Genomic DNA, 20,255 nt, shown 5'->3' with positions numbered 1-20,255 from the left:
GTAGCGCCGGGCCATGCCCGGCGGCTTTCCGTTCCGGCCTTGCCGTTCCAGGAGCCCCCATGTCCACCTCCATCACCGCCCGTGGCTACCAGTCCGGTTTCGGCAACGAATTCGCCACCGAAGCCGTGGCCGGCGCGCTGCCGGTCGGGCAGAACTCGCCGCAGAAGGTGGCCCATGGCCTGTATGCCGAGCAGCTGTCCGGCACCGCCTTCACCGCGCCGCGCGGCAGCAACCGGCGCAGCTGGCTGTACCGGATCCGCCCGGCGGTGACCCACGGTGAGTTCACCCCGTTCGCGCAATCGCGCCTGCAGTGCGATTTCGGCTCGCAGCCGGCCTCGCCGAACCAGCTGCGCTGGAGCCCGCTGCCGCTGCCGGAACTGCCCACCGACTTCGTCGAAGGGCTGTACACCATGGGCGGCAATGGTTCGCCGGATGCCCACGCCGGCGTCGGCATTCATCTGTATGCCGCGAACCGGGACATGGTTGGCCGCTACTTCTACGATGCCGACGGCGAACTGCTGATCGTGCCCCAGCTGGGTGGCCTGCGCCTGCTGACCGAGCTGGGCGTGATCGAGATCGAACCGCAGCAGATCGCGGTGATTCCGCGTGGCGTGCGCTTCCGCGTCGAGCTGCCTGATGGCCCGAGCCGGGGCTACATCTGCGAGAACTACGGCGCCCTGCTGAAGCTGCCCGATCTGGGGCCGATCGGCGCCAACGGCCTGGCCAATCCGCGCGACTTTGAAACCCCGCATGCGGCCTTCGAGGACCTTGACGGTGAGTTCGAACTGATCGCCAAGTTCGAAGGACGCCTGTGGCGCGCGCCGATCGACCATTCGCCGCTGGACGTGGTCGCCTGGCACGGCAATTACGCGCCGTACCGCTACGATCTGCGCCGCTTCAACACCCTCGGTTCGATCAGCTACGACCACCCGGACCCGTCGATCTTCCTGGTACTGCATTCGCCCAGCGACACAGCAGGGACCAGCAACATGGATTTCGCCATCTTCCCGCCGCGCTGGCTGGTGGCGCAGAACACCTTCCGGCCACCGTGGTTCCACCGCAACATCGCCAGCGAGTTCATGGGCCTGGTGCACGGTGCCTACGATGCCAAGGCCGAAGGCTTCGTGCCGGGCGGCGCCTCCCTGCACAACTGCATGAGCGGCCACGGACCGGATGCACCGACCTTCGACAGGGCCTCCAGTGCCGATCTGTCCAGGCCCGACGTGGTCAAGGACACCATGGCCTTCATGTTCGAGACCCGCGCGGTGATCCGCCCGACCGCCCAGGCGCTTGATGCCGGGCACCGGCAGGCCGATTACCAGCAGTGCTGGGCAGGGCTGCGCAACAACTTCCGATGAGCCTCATGCGGCATCGGTGAAGGCGTCGCAGTGCTCCAGCGGCAGAACTTCCAGCAGCCGCTGCCGTACGCGTTCGCAGTAGCCTTCGGAGGTCAGCGCGGGCAGTACCTGCAACGCCGAGTGCAGCACCTGCAGCACATCGGTCTGCGCACGTGCCTGCTGCAGGTCGCGGAACAGCGCCGCTGCCTGCGGATGCCGCTGCATCTCCAGGATGCCCAGCAGATAGATCCGTGAGGCGACCAGCGAGCGGCGCCGTTCGATCGGCGTGGCCGCAGGCGCGGGTGCCTGCGGCCGGGCAGGTGTGCGCCCGGATGCCGCCGCCGCGGGAGGCGGGGCGTCGGTTTCCAGATAGCCGGCATGGATCAGCTGGATCAGCATGGCCGGCGTCTCCTGGCCCATCAGCCCGCTCAGCTCGGTGACGCTGCGCTGGCCATCGCACAGGATGAGCAGCCGGCGCTGGCGCATGTCCAGCGGCGCGCGGTGCGCCTGCAGCGCGGTTCGGGCGAGATCGGTCTTGCGCGGTTGCATGGATGGGACAGCCAGGACGGTGCACGCCGAGCCTGAACGAAGGCGATGAAACAGCGATGACAATGCAGCGCCTGCACGCGGCCTGCGGTAGCGTCCGCCCATCCCTCCTGGAGCGATACCGATGAAGCTGCTGCCATTGGCTGGCCTGATGCTGCTGTCCCTGACCGCCTGTGGCGGTGGTTCGGACAAACAGGGAGCGGCCGGCAGCGGCAGCGACTCGCCGGCCGAGACCGCCAGTGCCACCGGCCCGGCGCAATCGGCCGATCCGGACCTGGCGTCACGGCCGGCCAACGATGCCCGCGCCGACAGCCCCGCGCGCCTGGACGGTTTCGGCGGGGTGGCGCTGGGTGCGGGCATCGCCGAGGTGCGCAGCGGCTTCGGCGCGCCGCTGCAGGGGCTGGGCAGCGATGCGGCAGGCAGGCCATTGCCGGCCGACGACGGCAACGAGGACTGCTATTTCCTGCGTCCGCAGCAGGCCGATGACCCACGCCTGATGATCGAAGGCCGCAAGCTGGTCCGCTATGACGTGCGCAGCGCCGCCATCACCGCGCCGGGCGGCGGCAGGGTCGGCATGACCCTGGGCGAGTTGCAGGTGCTGTATCCGGAGCGTGCCGATGTCGGTCCCGACAAGTACGACGACAAGGCCCAGCACCTGCGCGTGCGTCCGGCGCAGGAAGGTGCGGCGGTGATCGATTTCGCCCTGGGGCCCGACGGCCGGGTCAGCGCGTGGCGGGTCGGCCAGACCCCGCAGGTCGATTACACCGAAGGTTGTGGCTGATCCTTGATGCAGCGCCCAGCCTCGCGGCCGGGCCAAGCGTAGAATCGCGCGACGACCGCTGGGGGAGTGCTCGATGATCGCCATTGCCATCGCCTGGTTTCTGCTTGGCCTGCTGCTGCTGGGGCTCGGCGGAGACTCCATCGTCAAGGCCGTTTCCGGCCTGGCCCAGCGCTTCGGTGCCCGCCCGTTCACGGCGGGTCTGCTGCTGCTCGGCGTGGCGACGTCGATGCCGGAGCTGGTGGTCAACGCCCGCGCGCTGGCCGTGGGCCAGCCGGAACTGGCGCTGGGCAACGCGGTGGGCAGCAGCATCGCCAACCTGGGCCTGACCCTGGCGATCGCGGCGATCGCGGCCCCGTTGCTGCTGCGCGCGCGCCTGCAGGCCGTGCTCTGGTGGTCGCTGCTGGGGGCCGGCGTTCTGTTGATCCTGTTCGGGCTGGATGGCCGCCTCGCGCGCTGGGAAGGTGTCGTGCTGCTGGCCGGCTTCGTCGTCATGCAGGCCGTGCTGATGCGCCGTGGCCGCAGTGAGACCGCCGATGTGCAGGCGGCCATCGCACGATCGGCGCTGAGCCGCACCAGCCTGCCGTTGAATATGCTGCGTGTGCTGGTGGCCGTGGTGGCCCTTTACTGGGGGGCGCGGCTGGTCGTTGGCGCGGCGGCCGACTTCGGCGTCGCACTTGGATGGACGCCGCTGCTGGTCGGCCTGCTGCCGCTTGCGATCGGCACGGCCTTGCCGGAGGTGGCCACCGCCATCGCCGCCGCGCGGCGTGGCCATGGCGACATGGTGCTGGGCCACGTGCTCGGCTCCAGCGCGGTCAATCTGCTGCTGGTGATCGGCGCGATGGCGGCGCTGCAGCCGCTGGCCCTGCCGGCATCGTTCGTGCGCCTGGAACTGCCCGCGCTGCTGGCTTTTGCCCTGGTGCTGTATCCGATGCTGCGTGGCGACCTGAAGATCAGCCGTGGCGAAGGCGTGATCCTGCTGGTGGCGTTCGTCGGCTGGTTCGTATTGGAACTGCTGCTGGTGGGTGCACCGGCACTGTAGCGCCGAGCCCATGCACGGCTCGGCAGCAGATCCCCGCCCTGAGTGGATGCGGGGAGTCGTGTGATCAGCGTGTCGGGCTCTGCTCTTCTTTCCGCGCCGGCTCCGGCGGCGGCAGCTGCTCTTCGGCAGCCCGTTCGTTGCCTGGCAGGGTAGGACGGGTTTCCATCAGCAGCGACAACGCGGCCTTGGCCATCATGTGCGCGCTGATCGGCGCGGTGATGAACAGGAAGACGGTGATCAGCAGCTCGCGCGGCTGCGGATCCTGGCCGAGGAAGATGTGGTAGCAGACCGAACACACCAGCACGCAGCCCACGCCCAGCGTGCTGGCCTTGGTCGGCGCATGCAGCCGCTTGAAGAAGGTCGACAGCTTCACCAGGCCCAGCGCACCGACCAGGATGAAGAAGCAGCCGAACAGCAGCAGGACCGACAGGCCGATCTGGATCGCGGTGATCATTCGACGATGTCCCGGCGCAGCACGAACTTGCTCAGCACCACGGTGCTGCCGAAGCCGAGCATGGCGATCACCAGTGCGGCCTCGAAGTAGATCGGCGAGTTGAGGTACATGCCGAACAGCATCAGTTCGGCGATGGCAGTCACTGAAAGTGTGTCCAGGGCGAGGATGCGGTCAGGCACGCTCGGGCCGCGCAGCAGGCGCCAGGTCGCCAGCAGCATGGCCAGTCCGACCACGTGCATGCATACCACCAGGGTGGTCTGGATGACTTCAAAACCGGTCATGGGAAGATCTCCATCAACGGGGCTTCGTAACGTTGCTTGATCGTGTCGATCAGCGCCTGTGGATCCTCCAGGTGCAGCACGTGCACCAGCAGGAACCTGCGGTCGTCGCTGAGTGCCGCCGACACCGTACCCGGGGTCAGGGTGATCATGCTGGTCAGCGCGGCGATGCCGTGGATGTTGGCGATGTCCAGCGGCAGCCAGATGAAGCCCGGATGGATGTTCTTCTCCGGGCCGAGTACCTGCAGGGCCACCCGGATGTTGGACATCAGGATGTCCCACAGGGTGACGCACAGCAGCTTCGGTACCGGGCGCAACGTACCGATGCGGGCGAACTCGCGATCCAGGCGCGCGGCGAACAGCGGCACGACCACGCCCAGCACAAGGCCCAGCAGGATCTGGCCAAGGTTGAAGCTGTCGGACATCAGCAGCCAGAACGCCACCACCATCATGCTCAGTGCGGGCGACGGTACCAGGCGGCGGAACAGGGGGCGTTGCGCGGTCATGGCTGGCGGATCTCCGGTGTGGTCGCGCGCAACTGTTGCACGTACTCGCCCGGCTGCAGCAGCTGGGCGGCGGTGGCGTCGGTATGGCGCATCAGCGGGGCGGCGGCCAGGGTCATGCCGATGCCGTAGGCCAGCAGGATGCAGGCAGCGAACAGCTCGACCCTGCGCAGCTTGGCCTTGCGGGGCGGCGGCGCGTCCGGCTCGGGCAGCGGCACGCGCCAGAACAGGCGGATGCCCCCTCGGGTCAGCCCCATGATGACCAGCAGGCTGCTGACCAGCACGGCCGTCCATACCGCGCCGGTGTACTGCGCCGGCATCCCGGCCAGCAGGGCGGCCTTGGCCAGGAAGCCCGACAGCGGCGGAAGTCCGGCGACCGACACGGCGCCGATCAGGAACAGTACCGCTGGCGTTTCCTTGCCCGGCATCGGTGCGATCACTTCCTTGCGGTCGCTGGCACCGCCGCGCCGGCGCCGGATCAGGTCGGCCACCAGGAACAGCGCGGCAGCGACGAAACTGCTGTGTGGCAGATAGTACAGACCGGCGGAGAGCACCTTCGGCGTGCCCACCGCGAAGGCAATGAACAGGGTCGCGGCCGAGACGATCACCAGGTAGGAGATCAGCACGCGCAGGCGCGCGGCGGCCAACGCGCCCAGGCCGCCCAGTACCAGCGTGGCCACGCCGGCCCACAGCAGCCAGTCGCGTCCGTACCCGGCCATCGCGCCGGCGTCCTCGCCGAACCACAGCATCTGCACGCGCAGCACGGCGTACAGGCCGACCTTGGTCATGATCGCAAACAGCGCAGCGACCGCAGCAGGTGCGCGCGCGTACGATTCGGGCAGCCAAAGGTACAGCGGCATCAGGGCGGCCTTGGCGCAGAACACCAGCAGCAGCAGGCCCATCGTGGCCTTCACCAGGGTCAGCTGTGCCGGCGGAACCTCGGCGATGCGCTGCGACAGCTCCGCCATGTTCAACGAGCCGAGCGAGGCGTACAGCAGGCCGAGTGCGATCAGGAACAGCGTCGATGCGGTGACATTGAACACCACGTAGTGCAGGCCGATGCGCATGCGCAGGCCACGGCCGCCGCTCAGCAGCAGGCCGTAGGAAGCGATCAGCATCACCTCGAAGAACACGAACAGGTTGAAGATGTCGCCGGTGAGGAACGCACCGTTGAGGCCGACCAGCTGGAACTGGAACAGCGCATGGAAGTGCGGCGCGCGCCGGTCCCAGCCCGAGCAGGCATGCAGCAGGCAGGGGATGGCCAGCAGCAGGGTGGTCAGCAGCATCCACGCCGACAGCCGGTCGGCCACCAGCGCGATGCCCAGGCGCGAGGGCCAGTCACCCAGCAGGTAGACGCGGATGTCACCGCCCGCCGTATCGGCGAACAGCAGCCCGACCACCACGGCCAGGGCCGCCAGTGCCGTCCAGGCCACGGTCCGCTGTACCTTCGGACCATAGCGGCGATGCTCGACGAACAGTGACAGTGCGGCGCCGAGCAGGGGAACCAGGATCGGCAGGATCACCAGATGGTTCATGCGCGGTCCTCGCCCTGGCGCGGCGGCGCATCGTCATCGGGCTCGTGCGCGTCCACGTGGTCGCTGTGGTTGTCGCTGCGGCTGCGCATGGCCAGCACGATGCTCACTGCAGTCATCGCGAAGGCGATCACGATGGCCGTCAGTACCAGCGCCTGTGGCAACGGGTCGGTGTAGTTGCCCAGGTGGCTTTCGACGCCTTCCTGCAGTACCGGTGCCTTGCCCTGCACCAGGCGCCCACCGGCAAAGATCAGCAGGTTGGTGGCGTAGGACAGGAAGGTCATGCCAAGGATCACGTCGAAGCTGCGCGCCCGCAGCAGCAGGTACACGCCGATGGCGGTCAGCACGCCGATCGCGGTGGCCAGGGCCAGTTCCATCAGTGCATCTCCCCGGTGCGGGCCGAACGGCGTTGCAGATCGATCTCGCCCTTGCGGGCGGTGCGGGTTCGAGAGGGCTTGACCGTGCCCATCATCGACAGCATCAGCATGGCGCCACCGAACACCACCAGGTACACGCCGATGTCGAAGCCGATCGCGCTGGCCAGCGGCACGTCGCCGATCAGCGGCAGGTGCAGGTCGAGGTGCCCGCTGGTCAGGAACGGCACGCCGAACAGCATCGAAGCACTGCCACTGAGCAGGGCGATCAGCAGGCCGGTACCGATGCACCGGATGTAGTCGAAGCCGAAGCGCGACTCCACCGATGCCGTACCCTGGATCACGTACTGGATCAGCAGCGGCACCGCCAGTACCAGGCCGGCGATGAACCCGCCGCCCGGGGCGTTGTGACCGCGCAGGAACAGGAAGATGGAGACCGTCAGCGTCAGCGGGAACATGATCTGCGCCAGGTCGGCCGGTACCGGCAGCTTGATCGGCGGCCCGGGCATGATCTGCTCCGGGGCCATCCGCGTGCGGCGCAGCAGCGCGTGCACCACCAGCGCGGCGATGCCGAACACGGTGATCTCGCCGAAGGTATCAAAGCCGCGGAAGTCGACCAGGATCACGTTGACCACGTTCTGGCCATACGCTTCGGGCAGGGCACGCGCCACCAGCTCACCGGCCATGGTGTTCGGCGGCAGGGTCATCGCGGTATAGGCCAGCGCGCCGAGACCGGAACCGGCGATGACCGCGATCAGCGCGTCGCGGCGCTTGCGCCAGCGCGGCCGCTCCGGTCCGGACTGCGCGGGCAGATAGTTCATCCCCAGCAGCATCAGGACCAGGGTCACCATCTCCACCAGCAGCTGGGTCAGTGCCAGATCCGGTGCCGACAGGAACACGAAGGTCAGCGCCACCATCAGGCCGACGCCGCCCACCAGCAGCACCGCCAGCAGGCGCTGCTTGTACACGCGCAGCGTGGCGATCGCGCAGCCCATCATCACCAGCCACAACGCCCAGCCCAGCAGTGGAATCGGCTGCGGCGCGGTCCAGTTCGGGGACGCCGGATTCGCCACGAACGGCGCGGCGGCCACCACGATCGCGACCAGCACCAGGCCCAGCAGCATCCGCTGCAGGCTGCCGTTGGCAATGCCGTTGGTCAGGCGCATGGCCAGTGCGGAAACCGCATCCAGCTGCGCATGGAACACGTTGCGGCCGGTGGTGGTATTGGTCACGGCATGCAGGTTGATCAGCTTGCGCAGGCCGAAGTACAGGGCGATACCGCCCACCACGCCGATCGCGCTCATCGCCAGCGGCAGGTTGAAGCCATGCCATACCGACAGGCTGTACTCGGGCATGGCGCTGCCGAGGATGGAGGCGGCAGCGGCATGCAGGACCGGCGCCACCGTCAGCGCGGGCGCGATGCCGACTGCCACGCAGACCACCACCAGCAGTTCCACCGGTACCTTCATCCAGCGCGGCGGTTCATGGGGAACGCGGTCCAGCCCGTGCGGGCCGGGGCCGAAGAAGGTGTCGTGCACGAAGCGCAGGCTGTAGGCCACGCCGAACACGCCGGCCAGCAACGCCGCGATCGACACCGCCATGCGCATGGTCTCGGTGCCGCCGGCGCTGATCGCCTCGGCGAACAGCATTTCCTTGGACAGGAAGCCGTTGAGCAGCGGAATGCCGGCCATGGCCAGCGAGGCGATGATCGCCAGTGCGCTGGTGAAGGGCATCAGTTTCCGCAGTCCGCCCAGCTTGCGCATGTCGCGGGTGCCGGTCTCATGGTCGATGATGCCGGCGGCCATGAACAGCGAGGCCTTGAAGGTGGCGTGGTTGAGGATGTGGAACACGCCGGCGACCACCGCCATCGGCGTGGACAGGCCGAACAGCAGGGTGATCAGGCCCAGGTGGGAGATCGTCGAATACGCCAGCAGCCCTTTCAGGTCGTGCTGGAAGATCGCGTTCCAGGCGCCGATCAGCAGGGTGAGCGCGCCGATGCCGCTCACCGTATAGAAGAACAGGTCGCTGCCGGCCAGTGCCGGATGCAGGCGCGCCAGCAGGAACACGCCTGCTTTGACCATGGTGGCCGAGTGCAGGTAGGCCGAGACCGGTGTCGGCGCCGCCATCGCATGCGGCAACCAGAAATGGAACGGGAACTGCGCGCTCTTGGTGAAGATGCCGGCCAGCACCAGGAACAGGGCATAGGGATACAGCGCGCTGGCGCGGATCTGTTCACCGGCCGCCAGCACCACATCCAGGTCGAAGCTGCCGACGATGCGCCCGATCAGCAGCACGCCACCGAGCAGGGCCAGCCCGCCGCCGCCGGTGATCACCAGCGCCATGCGTGCGCCCTCGCGCGCGTCCTGGCGATGCGACCAGAAGCCGATCAGCAGGAACGAGCTGATGCTGGTCATTTCCCAGAAGATCATCAGCAACAGCAGGTTGCCCGACAGCACCATGCCGAGCATGGCGCCCATGAACAGCAGCAGGTAGCAGTAGAAGCGGTGGGCGTTGTCCTGCGCACTGAGGTAGTACCGCGCGTACAGCACCACCAGCGCGCCGATGCCCAGCACCAGGCCGGCAAACATCCAGGCCAGGCCGTCCAGCCGCAGATGGAAGTCCAGGCCGATCTGCGGCAGCCAGGGCAGCAGGGTGCGGACGATCTGGCCGTCGAGCACCGCCGGGGTGAGCCAGCCGAGAATGGCCAAGCCGCCCAACGGCGCCAGCGCCGCCAGCCAGGCAGCAGTCGAGCGCGAACTACGGGGGAAGGCCGCAACAGCCGCTGCCATCAGGAACGGCAGGGCCAGCAGCAGAGGCAGGCTGGGGAGCATGCAGGGAATCCATGATTCACGAGCAGGTCAGTGAGGATAACAGGCTGCGAAATGTCGCCGAAAGCCATCGAACGGCGATCAATTGCCTGTAACGTTCGCTGATTCATTTTTTTTGCAGTGCAGCATCTACTCCGCGGTGCCGGCCAGGGGCCGCACCCTACGCCCGCGCACGGCGACCGCAGGCCCTGTCGCACAGGGGCTGCCGCTGCGACAGGCGCTCAGGCAAAGGGCTGAGCGTGCAGGCTGGCAGGCCGGCAGTGGACCGCAGGTGAGGAAGCCCGCCCGTTCAGGAAGCGAGGGTGACGCTCGCCCGGAGGCGTGTCAGTAACGCCAGTCGAGCCTGCGATAGAGCTTGGCCATCACCCAGGCCGGGCCGATCAGCAGGTAAGTCAGGTCGGTCAGGAAGCTGGGCTTGCGGCCCTCGAACTTGTGCCCGATGAACTGCGCGATCCAGGCCACGACGAACACCGTCACCGCCAGCCAGAACAGGTTGTGCAGGCCGATCTCGGCCTCCAGCAGGCGGCACAGGCAGCCGAACACGAAGAACTGGATGAGCATGCCGATGCCCAGCGGACGCGACAGCTTGTTGTAGAAGCACCAAGCACTGAACATCGCGAACGCCGACCAGATGCCGTACTGGAACCAGGTGATCAGGGGGGGCAGGCACCACAGCAGGGCCACGGCCGACCACAGGATGGCCGGTACCGCGACCACGTGGATGCGCTGGTTGATCGTATTGCGGTGATCGTCGGAGTAGCTGGCGAAGTAGCGGTCGATCGGCCGCGCGAGCTCGGTGGTGGTCTGCATGCTTCTTCGCTTCCTCCGGTGAGGCCGACAGCATACTCCCGGGCGCCTTCGCACAGCGCCACCCTGGGCGCTGCCGGGCAGGACGCCCCCGGTCGCCGCGACCGGGGGCGCAGGGGATCAGTCGACGCTGATCCCGGCCAAACGCTGCAGCGCCTCGGCGTACTTGGCGCGGGTGCGCTCGATGATCTCCGCCGGGATGTTCGGGCCCGGGGCGGTCTTGCCCCAGTCCAGCGTCTCCAGGTAATCGCGCACGAACTGCTTGTCGTAGCTGGGCGGGCTGGTGCCCACTTCGTACTCGTCGGCCGGCCAGTAACGCGATGAATCCGGCGTCAGCATCTCGTCCATGATGTACAGGCGGCCGTCGGCATCGGTGCCGAACTCGAACTTGGTGTCGGCCAGGATGATGCCGCGCTCGCGGGCGTAATCGGCGGCGAACTTGTAGATGCGCAGGGTGGCATCGCGCACGCGCTCGGCCAGTTCGGCGCCGACCTGCCGCACCATCGCATCGAAATCGATGTTCTCGTCATGGTCGCCCACCGCGGCCTTGGTCGAGGGGGTAAAGATCGGTTCGGGCAGCTGCTCGGCCTGGCGCAGCCCATCGGGCAGGTCGATGCCGCTGACCTTGCCGGTGCGCTGGTAGTCCTTCCAGCCGCTGCCGATCAGGTAGCCGCGGGCGATCGCTTCCACCGGCACCGGCTTCAGCTTGCGGGTGACCACGGCGCGCCGGGCGTACAGCGCCGGGTCCACGCCTTCAGGCAGCACGCTGGCCACGTCGATGCCGGTCAGGTGATTGGGCATCAGGTGCGCGGTCTTGGCGAACCAGAAATTGGAGACCTGGCAGAGCATTTCGCCCTTGCCCGGGATCGGGTCGGGCAGCACCACGTCGAACGCCGACAGGCGATCGGTGGCGACCATCAGCAGGTAGTCGCCCGGCGGGGTCCCTGCAGGCAGCCGCTCGCGCGGGATATCGAACACATCACGCACCTTGCCGCGGTGGCGCAAGGGCAGGCCGGGGAGATCGGATTGCAACAGCGTGGTTGGCACGGGCACTCCTGGGGCGTTGTCGATACGGCTGCCCAACGGACCCGGCGGGCCCGCTGACCAGCGGGCGGCCTAGTGTAAAGCCGTCCGGGCCCGCTGTGACGTAAAATGAGCGTCCATTTCGTCGGTCGACCCCGGAGCGCCATGCGCTGGTACGGAAAACTGCTCGGATTCATCGCCGGCGCCCTGCTGTTCCGGCCCAATCCGCTGTTCGGCGCGGTGGTCGGCCTGCTGATCGGCCATGCCTTTGATTCGGATTGGTTCCGCCTGAACAAGGAGAACCCGTACCGGGAGCTGGGGCTGACCTCCGAGGCCACCGATGCCGAGGTCGAGCGCGCCTACCGCAAGCTGATCTCGCAGTACCACCCGGACAAGCTTGGCGGCGCCGCCCCCGAGTTGCAGCAGCAGGCCGAGCAGAAGTCGCGGCGCATCAACGCCGCCTACGACCGCATCAAGACCCTGCGCAAGCGCTGACCCCTTTCCCCTCGTTGCAAGGCCCGGCCATGTCCCACTGCCTCATCGCCCCCTCCATCCTGTCCGCCGATTTCGCCCGCCTCGGCGAGGAAGTCGACAACGTCCTGGCCGCCGGTGCGGACTGGGTCCACTTCGACGTGATGGACAACCATTACGTACCCAACCTGACCATCGGCCCGATGGTCTGCCAGGCACTGCGCAAGCACGGCGTGACCGCGCCGATCGACGTGCACCTGATGGTCGAGCCGGTGGACCGCATCATCCCGGACTTCGCCGAAGCCGGTGCCACCTACATCAGCTTCCATCCGGAGGCCAGCCGCCACGTGCACCGCACGATCCAGCTGATCCGTTCGCTGGGCTGCAAGCCGGGCATCGTGCTGAACCCGGCCACGCCGGTGGACATCCTCGACTGGGTGCTGGATGACCTGGACCTGGTGCTGCTGATGTCGGTCAACCCGGGATTCGGCGGCCAGGCCTTCATTCCTTCGGCGCTGGACAAGCTGCGCGTGGTCCGCCAGAAGATCGATGCCAGCGGCAAGGACATCCGCCTGGAAATCGACGGTGGCGTGAAGGCCGACAACATCGGCGAGATCGCGGCTGCGGGCGCCGACACCTTCGTCGCCGGCTCAGCCATCTTCAATGCCAAGACCCCTTACCAGGATGTGATCGCGCAGATGCGCGCCAACGTCGCTGCGGCGCGGGGCTGAGGCATGAGCACGGTGGCCGTGTTGAACATCCGCCCGGCCACTGCCGCCGACGCGGGCCTGATCCTGCGCTTCATCCGTGAACTGGCCATCTATGAGCGGGCCGAGCATTCGGTGCAGACCGACGAGATCGGCATCGCCGAAAGCCTGTTCGGTCCCGACGCAACTGCCCGCGCGCTGATCTGTGAAGCCGATGGCGAGGCCATCGGCTATGCGGTGTATTTCTACAACTACTCCACCTGGCTGGGCCGCAAGGGCATCTACCTGGAAGACCTGTATGTCAGCCCGCAGCAGCGGGGCGCGGGCGCTGGCAAGGCGCTGCTGAAATACATCGCGCGGCAGGCGGTCGCCGAAGGCTGCGGTCGCTTCGAATGGTCGGTGCTGGACTGGAACACGCCGGCCATCGAGTTCTACACCGCAGCGGGCGCGAAACCGCAGGATGAGTGGACCGTATACCGGCTGCAGGGCCAGGCGCTGCACGATTTCGCCAACGGCTGACGATCGCGCCCGGGTGCGACTTCAAAAAAAAGGCCACGCCCATCGTTGGCGTGGCCTTGCTGCATGCGTGGGAGGCTGATCCTGCCTCCATCCGTCGTCCCTGCTATGGCCTTCCATTCTCCGGGAGCTGAATGACACGCATGTGACATTCACTGCCGGCAAACGGTGCGTTGCTAGCCTGTGCCACCCCACACCGGAATCCCCGCATGACCGCACCGCGCTGGCGCCTGATCCTCAACGGCAAGTCCGCAGGCAATGACGAGCTGCGCGACGCGGTGCGCCATTGGCGGGAGCGGGGCGTGCAGCTGGAGGTACGGGTGACCTGGGAGGAAGGTGACGCCGAGCGTTACGTGGCCGAGGCCATCGACCACGGGGTAGACGTGATCGTGGCGGCAGGCGGCGACGGCACGCTCAGTGCGGTGGCCGAAACGCTGGCCCACCGCGATGAATCCGCCGATGCCCTGCCTTCGCTGGCATTGGTCCCGATGGGCACGGCCAATGACTTTGCCACCTCGGCGAACCTTCCGACCGAGCCGGAGGCCGCGCTCGCGCTGATCGGGCAGACCACGGCACATGCCATCGATCTGCTGCGCGTGGATGCCGATGGCACGCCCTGGTGGTGCGCCAACCTGGCCAGTGGCGGTTTCGGCACGCAGGTCACCGTGGAAACCGATGCCGGCCTGAAGAAGATGCTCGGTGGCCTGGCCTACGTGATCACCGGCATCGCCAAGCTGGGGCGGATCGAGCCGATTACCGCGCGTCTGCACGGTCCGGACTTCGCCTGGGAAGGCGGCTTCATCGCGCTGGGGATCGGCAACGGCCGGCAGGCCGGTGGTGGCCAGCAGCTGTGCCCACAGGCACTGATCGATGACGGCCTGCTGGATGTCACCGTCGTACCCGAACTGGAGGGGGAGGTGGCGTCGACGCTGGGGCAGATGCTGACCGGTGGCAAGGAAGCGGCGCTGGAACGGGTGGCCACCCGCGTCCGGCTGCCCTGGCTGCAGCTCGAGTCGGCGCAGCCACTGACCCTGAACCTGGACGGTGAGCCCGTGCAGGCGCGACGGTTCCGCATCGACTGCGTGGCTGGCCGGGTGCGTATGCATCTGCCGGCCGATTGCCCGCTGCTGGCCACGTAAGGTGGCTGCCACGCCTGGCGCTGCGGGGTTCCACTCCCGTCCAAGCTGCGATACAGTCAAGGGGTGTCCAGCCTGACGACCCCGCATACCCTTTCTTCCGCACGCCGTTGGTGGCGATGGTGGCCCGTTGCCGTCGTCCGCCCCCATAACGCTGTGTCCCGGAAGGAAAGTCGTCTTGAACTCGCACGCTCAGTTTCAGCTGCAGGCCGCTGAAGGCCACACCCACATTCCCGTTGTCCGCGAAGTGCTGTCCGACCTGGACACGCCGCTTTCGGTCTATCTGAAGCTCGCCGACGGCCCCAATACCTACCTGTTTGAATCCGTCGAAGGCGGCGAACGCTTTGGTCGTTACTCGATCATTGGCCTGCCGGCGCGCCGCGTGTATGCCTTCCATGGCCATACGCTGACCGTGCGCGAAGACGGCCAGGTGGTGGAAACCCGCGAGGTGGCCGACCCGTTTGCCGAAGTCGAGGCGCTGCGCAGCGCCCACTCGGTGCCGAAGCTGGAGGGCCTGCCGGGCTTCACCGGTGGCCTGGTCGGCTGGTTCGGTTTCGAGTGCATCGGCTATATCGAGCCGCGCCTGGCACCGCCGGCCGGCCGCGATGAACTGGGCACGCCGGACATCCTGCTGCTGCACTCCAACGAGCTGGCGGTATTCGACAATCTCAAGGGCCGCCTGTACCTGATCGTGCACGCGGACCCGCGCGTCGACGGCGCGTTCGAGCAGGCGCAGGCGCGCCTGGATGCGCTCACCGCAAAGCTGCGTGCACCGGGTGCCGGCTATCCCGCACCGCTCAACAGCGATGTGCTGGATGAATCCGATTTCGTCTCCGGTTTCACCCGCGATGGCTTCGTCGATGCGGTCCAGCGCAGCAAGGAATACATCCGCGCCGGCGACATCTTCCAGGTGGTGCTCAGCCAGCGCCTGAGCGTGCCGTTCAAGGCACGCCCGGTGGACGTGTACCGCGCGCTGCGCGCATTGAACCCGTCGCCGTACATGTATTTCCTGGATGTCGGCGACCTGCAGGTGGTGGGCTCCTCGCCGGAAATCCTGGTGCGCCTGCAGGACGGCGAAGTCACCGTACGCCCGATCGCCGGCACGCGTCCGCGCGGCGCCACCATCGAGCAGGACCTGGCACTGGAAGCCGAGCTGCTGGCCGATCCGAAAGAACGTGCCGAGCACCTGATGCTGATCGATCTCGGCCGCAACGATGCCGGTCGCGTATCAAAGGCCGGCACGGTGGAAGTGGGCGAGCAGTTCGTGATCGAACGCTACAGCCACGTCATGCACATCGTCAGCGAGGTGACCGGGCAGCTGCAGCCGGGCTTGAGCTATGCCGACGTGCTGCGCGCCACCTTCCCGGCCGGCACCGTCAGCGGCGCACCGAAGATCCGCGCGCTGGAAGTGATCCGCGAACTGGAGCCGATCAAGCGCAATGTGTACGCCGGCAGCATCGGCTATATCGGTTGGCACGGCGATGCCGATACCGCGATCGCGATCCGCACCGCGGTGATCAAGGACGGCCGCCTGTACGTGCAGGCCGGCGCCGGCATCGTCTACGACTCGGACCCGGACAAGGAATGGGACGAGACGATGAACAAGGGCCGCGCGCTGTTCCGCGCCGTCGCCCAGGCTGCCAAGGGCCTGTAAGGCGCCCTGCGCCGTGGCCTGCGCTGCGGCACCTTCTGCTGTACCTGGCCCTCTCCCTGTGCGGCACCCACGTGTACGCCCACTCCCGATAAGCGACGGAACCTGACCATGTTGTGGATGATCGACAACTACGACAGCTTCACCTACAACCTCGTGCAGTACCTGCAGACGCTGGGTGCCGAGGTGAAGGTGGTGCGCAACGATGCAATGAGCGTGGATGAGATCGCCGCGCAGAAGCCCGAACGCATCGTCATTTCGCCCGGCCCGTGCACGCCCAACGAGGCGGGTGTGTCGCTGGAACTGATCCAGCGCCTCGGTCCGACCACGCCGATCCTTGGCGTGTGCCTGGGCCACCAGGGCATCGGCCAGGTCTACGGCGGCACGGTGATCCGCGCGGGCAACATCATGCACGGCAAGACTTCGCCGATCCGCCATGAAGGCAAGGGCGTGTTCGCCGGCCTGCCGGACCGCTACCAGGCCACCCGTTACCACTCGCTGGTGGTGGACAAGAACAGCCTGCCCGATGTGCTGGAAGTGACCGCCTGGACGGAGAACGACGACGGCTCGATCGAAGAGATCATGGGCCTGCGCCATCGCCACTTCCCGGTGGAAGGCGTGCAGTTCCACCCCGAATCCATCCTCACCGAACACGGCCACGCCCTGCTGCGCAATTTCCTGCAGCGACCGGCCGCCTGAGTCCAAGGAGCAATCCCGATGAGCTTCTCCCCCCAGGAAGCCCTGCACCGCACCATCGAGCACCGCGAGATCTTCTTCGACGAGATGGTCGACCTGATGCGGCAGATCATGCGTGGCGATGTTTCGCCGATGATGACGGCGGCCATCCTCACCGGCCTGCGCGTGAAGAAGGAGACCGTGGACGAAATCGCCGCGGCGGCCACCGTGATGCGTGAATTCGCCCGGCCGGTGCCGGTGGCCGATACCTCCAACCTGGTCGATATCGTCGGCACGGGGGGCGATGGTTCGCATACCTTCAACATCTCCACCTGCGCGATGTTCGTCGCGGCGGCTGCCGGCGCGCGCGTGGCCAAGCATGGCAACCGCAGCGTGTCGTCCAAGTCCGGCAGCGCCGACGCGCTGGAGGCGCTGGGCGCGGTGATCGAGCTGCAGCCGGAGCAGGTGGCCGCGGCCATCGAGCGGACCGGGATCGGTTTCATGTTCGCGCCGATCCACCACCCGTCGATGAAGGTGGTGGCGCCGGTGCGCCGCGAGATGGGCGTGCGCACCATCTTCAACATCCTCGGCCCGCTCACCAATCCGGCCAGCGCACCGTCGGTGCTGATGGGCGTGTTCCACCCCGATCTGGTGGGCATCCAGGCGCGCGTGCTGCGCGAACTGGGTACCGAGCGCGCCATGGTGGTCTGGGGCCGCGACAACATGGACGAGATCTCGCTGGGCGCCGGCACCCTGGTCGGCGAATTGCGCGACGGCAAGGTGCGCGAGTACGAGATCCACCCGGAGGACTTCGGCATCGCCATGTCGGCCAGCCGCAACCTGCGCGTGGATGGCCCGGAGCAGTCCATTGCCCTGCTGCGCGCGGTGCTGGACAACGAGCCCGGCCCCGCGCTGGACATCGTCGCGCTCAATGCCGGCGCCGCGCTGTACGTGGCCGGCGTGGCCGACGACATCGGCGATGGCCTGGCCCGTGCCCGCGCCGCCATCGCCAATGGCAGCGCCCGCCAGCGCCTGCTCCAGTACATCGAGACCACCCGCGCACTGGTTGCCTGAGCGCGTGGTTCAGCCTGACCCCGTCGATGGCCGATAATGGCCGTCCTCACCGCCCCCGCACCGAACCGAAGACGATGAGCGACATCCTGCAGACGATCCTGGCCCGCAAGGCCGAAGAAGTAGCCCAGCGTCGCGCCCAGCGCCCGCTCGAGGAGCTTCAGGCCGCCGTGGCCAGCGCCCCGCCGGTACGTGGCTTCGTGCGCGCGTTGCAGGCGGCGGTGGCCAACGGCGACCCCGCGGTGATCGCCGAAGTGAAGAAGGCCAGCCCCTCCAAGGGCGTGATCCGCCCGGATTTCCGCCCGGCCGACATCGCGGTCAGCTACGAGTTCGGTGGTGCCGGCTGCCTGTCGGTGCTGACCGACGTGGATTTCTTCCAGGGCGCCGACGCCTACCTGCAGCAGGCCCGCGAGGCCTGCACGCTGCCGGTGCTGCGCAAGGACTTCGTGATCGATGCCTACCAGGTGTACGAGGCGCGCGTGCTGGGCGCTGACTGCATCCTGCTGATCGTGGCGGCGCTGGACGATACCCAGCTGGCCACGCTGTCGGAACTGGCACTGTCGCTGGGCATGGACGTGCTGGTGGAAGTGCACGACATCGACGAGCTGGAGCGTGCGCTGCAGGTGCCGGCGCCGATGATCGGCATCAACAACCGCAACCTGCGCACCTTCGAGGTCTCGCTGCAGACCACCCTGGACATGCGCCTGGCCGTGCCGCGCGACCGCCTGCTGGTGACCGAGAGCGGCATCCTCGGACCCCAGGACGTGGCGCTGATGCGTGACGCCGGCATCCACGCGTTCCTGGTCGGCGAGGCCTTCATGCGCGTGGAAGAGCCGGGCGAGGGCCTGCGTCAGCTATTCTTCGCGGCATGAAAACGCATTACCCGACGCCACGCGCGGATGCGCCGCTGGTGGTCTTCGACTTCGATCACACCCTGTACGACGGTGATTCGGGCACGCACCTGTTCGCCTCGCTGATCAAGCGCAACCCGTTGCGCATGCTCGCGGCGCTGCTGGTCACCCCGATTGCCGGGCCGATGGTGGCGATGCTGCCGACCCGCCGTGCCGGCATTTCGATCTACGTGTGGATCGGCAGCTTCGGCCTGCATCGTGCGCGCGAGTTCAACCGGGTGATCGACGCCTACGTGATCAGGAACGAGGCGCAGATGCGCGCCAAGCTGCTGCCGCAGGCGCTGGAGGTGTTCGCCGCGCACCGTGCAAAGGGGGATCGCGTGGTGGTGGCCACGGGCGCCCCGCCCGAACTGGCCCGCGCGATCCTGGCCTTCGTTGCGCACCAGGACGTGCCGGTCATCGGCACGGAGGTCGGGCCGCGCCTGGGAGGGGTGGGGCCGACCCGTCACTGCCACAACGAAGAGAAGATGCGCATGCTGCGTGAACGTGGCTATGGCGACATCGACATTGCCTACTCCGACAGCACTGCGGATCTGCCGCTGCTGCTGGCGGCGAAGGCGCCGGTGGTGGTCAACCCGAAGCCGGGCAAGGTGGCGTTCTTCCGCAGCGTACTGCCGGCGGGCACCCGCATCCTCAACTGGGGCTGCGTCGACCGCGGCGGCGACAAGGCCTGATCCACCGGGCCCGCCGGGCATGGCCCGGCGCTACCCCTTGCCGCCCGATGGCGCCGTGCCATTGCACGCCATCCCGCAGCGCGGGGCCATGCCCGGCGAATCCGCAAGCCATCCGGTAGCGCGCCGGGCCATGCCCGGCGAGCGCGGAGCGCGGTCACCGCGCCAGGTACCCGGTCACCGCGTGGCCGATCTGGAACAGGCTGATGCCCAGTACCAGCACGCCAACCGCGACCAGTACCCAGCGTTCCTTGACCCGCTTGACCAGGATCGCGGCCACCGGCGCGGCCATCATGCCGCCGATCAGCAGCCCGGCGACGATCTGCAGGTGCTGCACCCCCATCGACAGCAGGAAGGTGGCCGAGATGGTCAGGGTGACCACGAACTCGGCCGCGTTGACCGTGCCGATCGTGGTACGGGCCTGGCCACCACGCGCCAGCAGGGTGGACGTGGCGATCGGGCCCCAGCCACCGCCGCCGCTGGCGTCCAGAAGGCCGGCGAAGAAGCCCAGAACCGGCACGCGGCGGATCTCGCCGCTGGGCATCCAGCGCCCGGCAGCACGGGCCAGAATGACGATGGCAAGCACCAGCAGGTACAGGTAGATCAACGGGCGGATGAAATCGCCGGGCAGTTGGGCGAGTACATAGGCACCGATCGCACCCCCGATCGCGCCGGGCAGCGCCAAGCGCACGAACAGGCGTTTATCGACATTGCCAGCCGCAAGATGCGACACACCGGAGGCGCCGGTGGTGAACACTTCGGCGGTGTGGATGCTGGCGCTGACCTGCGCCGGCGGCAATCCCATGCTCAGCATCACCGATGAGGAGACCAGGCCGAAGGCCATGCCCAGCGCGCCATCGACCAGCTGCGCACCGAGGCCGATGAGGATGAACCACCAGAATTCGCTGCTCAGTTCCATGCACCGAGCCTAGCGCGCGAAGGAG

At 67.6% G+C, this 20,255-nt stretch carries 22 protein-coding genes; 12 read left to right on the top strand and 10 right to left on the bottom strand.

Annotation, left to right across the window (positions count from 1 at the left end; translation table 11 throughout):
- The first annotated feature begins 59 nt into the window (after positions 1-59).
- Entirely contained in the window at positions 60-1,358 is a 1,299-nt protein-coding gene (gene hmgA, locus AC06FB_RS07060) for a homogentisate 1,2-dioxygenase (RefSeq protein ID WP_065174368.1), read from the top strand.
- 3 nt (positions 1,359-1,361) lie between these two features.
- Here hmgA and AC06FB_RS07055 read toward each other — a convergent pair whose 3' ends face one another.
- Complete coding sequence (locus tag AC06FB_RS07055; RefSeq protein ID WP_262101380.1) at positions 1,362-1,886, bottom strand: hypothetical protein; 525 nt, start codon at positions 1,884-1,886, stop codon at positions 1,362-1,364.
- 121 nt (positions 1,887-2,007) lie between these two features.
- Between AC06FB_RS07055 and AC06FB_RS07050 the strand changes: the two genes are divergently transcribed.
- Positions 2,008-2,664, top strand: a complete 657-nt coding sequence (locus AC06FB_RS07050; protein WP_053515542.1) for a hypothetical protein — start codon at positions 2,008-2,010, stop codon at positions 2,662-2,664.
- A 73-nt stretch (positions 2,665-2,737) separates the two neighbouring features.
- Positions 2,738-3,703, top strand: coding sequence for a sodium:calcium antiporter (locus AC06FB_RS07045; RefSeq protein WP_164151953.1), 966 nt, complete (start codon positions 2,738-2,740; stop codon positions 3,701-3,703).
- A 64-nt stretch (positions 3,704-3,767) separates the two neighbouring features.
- Here the strand turns inward: AC06FB_RS07045 and AC06FB_RS07040 are convergent, their stop codons facing one another.
- The 8 genes from AC06FB_RS07040 to AC06FB_RS07005 all read right to left on the bottom strand — a co-directional run bounded on the left by AC06FB_RS07040 (position 3,768) and on the right by AC06FB_RS07005 (position 11,526).
- Positions 3,768-4,157, bottom strand: a complete 390-nt coding sequence (locus AC06FB_RS07040; RefSeq protein WP_053515546.1) for a Na+/H+ antiporter subunit G — start codon at positions 4,155-4,157, stop codon at positions 3,768-3,770.
- A complete protein-coding gene (locus AC06FB_RS07035; protein ID WP_053515548.1) occupies positions 4,154-4,438 on the bottom strand; it encodes a K+/H+ antiporter subunit F in 285 nt (94 codons plus the stop codon). Before AC06FB_RS07035 ends, AC06FB_RS07040 begins: the two co-directional genes overlap by 4 nt.
- Positions 4,435-4,941, bottom strand: coding sequence for a Na+/H+ antiporter subunit E (locus tag AC06FB_RS07030; protein WP_180875583.1), 507 nt, complete (start codon positions 4,939-4,941; stop codon positions 4,435-4,437). Before AC06FB_RS07030 ends, AC06FB_RS07035 begins: the two co-directional genes overlap by 4 nt.
- Entirely contained in the window at positions 4,938-6,473 is a 1,536-nt protein-coding gene (locus AC06FB_RS07025) for a monovalent cation/H+ antiporter subunit D (protein WP_128988919.1), read from the bottom strand. Before AC06FB_RS07025 ends, AC06FB_RS07030 begins: the two co-directional genes overlap by 4 nt.
- Positions 6,470-6,847, bottom strand: coding sequence for a Na+/H+ antiporter subunit C (locus AC06FB_RS07020; protein WP_053515553.1), 378 nt, complete (start codon positions 6,845-6,847; stop codon positions 6,470-6,472). Before AC06FB_RS07020 ends, AC06FB_RS07025 begins: the two co-directional genes overlap by 4 nt.
- Positions 6,847-9,675, bottom strand: a complete 2,829-nt coding sequence (locus AC06FB_RS07015; protein WP_065174372.1) for a monovalent cation/H+ antiporter subunit A — start codon at positions 9,673-9,675, stop codon at positions 6,847-6,849. The genes AC06FB_RS07020 and AC06FB_RS07015 overlap by 1 nt, the downstream gene beginning before the upstream one ends.
- A gap of 321 nt (positions 9,676-9,996) precedes the next feature.
- Complete coding sequence (locus AC06FB_RS07010) at positions 9,997-10,482, bottom strand: Mpo1 family 2-hydroxy fatty acid dioxygenase (RefSeq protein WP_053515557.1); 486 nt, start codon at positions 10,480-10,482, stop codon at positions 9,997-9,999.
- Between the two features lie 117 nt (positions 10,483-10,599).
- Positions 10,600-11,526 (bottom strand): phosphoribosylaminoimidazolesuccinocarboxamide synthase, encoded by a 927-nt coding sequence (locus AC06FB_RS07005; RefSeq protein ID WP_053515559.1) that lies wholly within the window; start codon positions 11,524-11,526, stop codon positions 10,600-10,602.
- A gap of 141 nt (positions 11,527-11,667) precedes the next feature.
- Here AC06FB_RS07005 and AC06FB_RS07000 point away from each other — a divergent pair, with 141 nt between their 5' ends.
- The 9 genes from AC06FB_RS07000 (at position 11,668) to AC06FB_RS06960 (ending at position 19,314) form a co-directional block, all read left to right on the top strand.
- The gene (locus AC06FB_RS07000; RefSeq protein WP_005411327.1) at positions 11,668-11,997 is read left to right on the top strand and encodes a J domain-containing protein; all 330 of its coding nucleotides are present in this window, start codon (positions 11,668-11,670) and stop codon (positions 11,995-11,997) included.
- A 29-nt stretch (positions 11,998-12,026) separates the two neighbouring features.
- A complete protein-coding gene (rpe, locus tag AC06FB_RS06995; protein WP_065174373.1) occupies positions 12,027-12,704 on the top strand; it encodes a ribulose-phosphate 3-epimerase in 678 nt (225 codons plus the stop codon).
- Between the two features lie 12 nt (positions 12,705-12,716).
- Positions 12,717-13,199, top strand: coding sequence for a GNAT family N-acetyltransferase (locus AC06FB_RS06990; protein WP_065174518.1), 483 nt, complete (start codon positions 12,717-12,719; stop codon positions 13,197-13,199).
- Positions 13,200-13,405: 206 nt separating this feature from the next.
- Positions 13,406-14,335 (top strand): lipid kinase YegS, encoded by a 930-nt coding sequence (gene yegS / locus AC06FB_RS06985; protein ID WP_065174374.1) that lies wholly within the window; start codon positions 13,406-13,408, stop codon positions 14,333-14,335.
- Positions 14,336-14,510: 175 nt separating this feature from the next.
- Positions 14,511-15,986, top strand: coding sequence for an anthranilate synthase component I (gene trpE / locus AC06FB_RS06980; RefSeq protein WP_478053493.1), 1,476 nt, complete (start codon positions 14,511-14,513; stop codon positions 15,984-15,986).
- Between the two features lie 108 nt (positions 15,987-16,094).
- Positions 16,095-16,682, top strand: a complete 588-nt coding sequence (locus AC06FB_RS06975) for an anthranilate synthase component II (RefSeq protein ID WP_074900025.1) — start codon at positions 16,095-16,097, stop codon at positions 16,680-16,682.
- 18 nt (positions 16,683-16,700) lie between these two features.
- Positions 16,701-17,732, top strand: a complete 1,032-nt coding sequence (gene trpD / locus AC06FB_RS06970; RefSeq protein ID WP_478053492.1) for an anthranilate phosphoribosyltransferase — start codon at positions 16,701-16,703, stop codon at positions 17,730-17,732.
- Positions 17,733-17,806: 74 nt separating this feature from the next.
- On the top strand, positions 17,807-18,601 hold the full coding sequence (trpC, locus tag AC06FB_RS06965; protein WP_478053491.1) for an indole-3-glycerol phosphate synthase TrpC: 795 nt from the start codon (positions 17,807-17,809) through the stop codon (positions 18,599-18,601).
- Positions 18,598-19,314 carry a haloacid dehalogenase-like hydrolase gene (locus AC06FB_RS06960; protein ID WP_053515578.1) on the top strand — a complete coding sequence of 239 codons (717 nt, stop codon included), beginning with the start codon at positions 18,598-18,600 and terminating at the stop codon, positions 19,312-19,314. The genes trpC and AC06FB_RS06960 overlap by 4 nt, the downstream gene beginning before the upstream one ends.
- Before the next feature lie 154 nt (positions 19,315-19,468).
- Here AC06FB_RS06960 and AC06FB_RS06955 read toward each other — a convergent pair whose 3' ends face one another.
- Positions 19,469-20,230: a sulfite exporter TauE/SafE family protein gene (locus AC06FB_RS06955; RefSeq protein ID WP_065181533.1), complete on the bottom strand. Its 762-nt coding sequence runs from the start codon at positions 20,228-20,230 to the stop codon at positions 19,469-19,471.
- Positions 20,231-20,255 lie beyond the last annotated feature (25 nt).

It is taken from the genome of Stenotrophomonas sp. Steno-C15, from assembly GCF_056393265.1.
The sequence above is the reverse complement of the archived record's forward strand: the minus strand, read 5'-3'. Positions and strand labels throughout refer to the sequence as shown.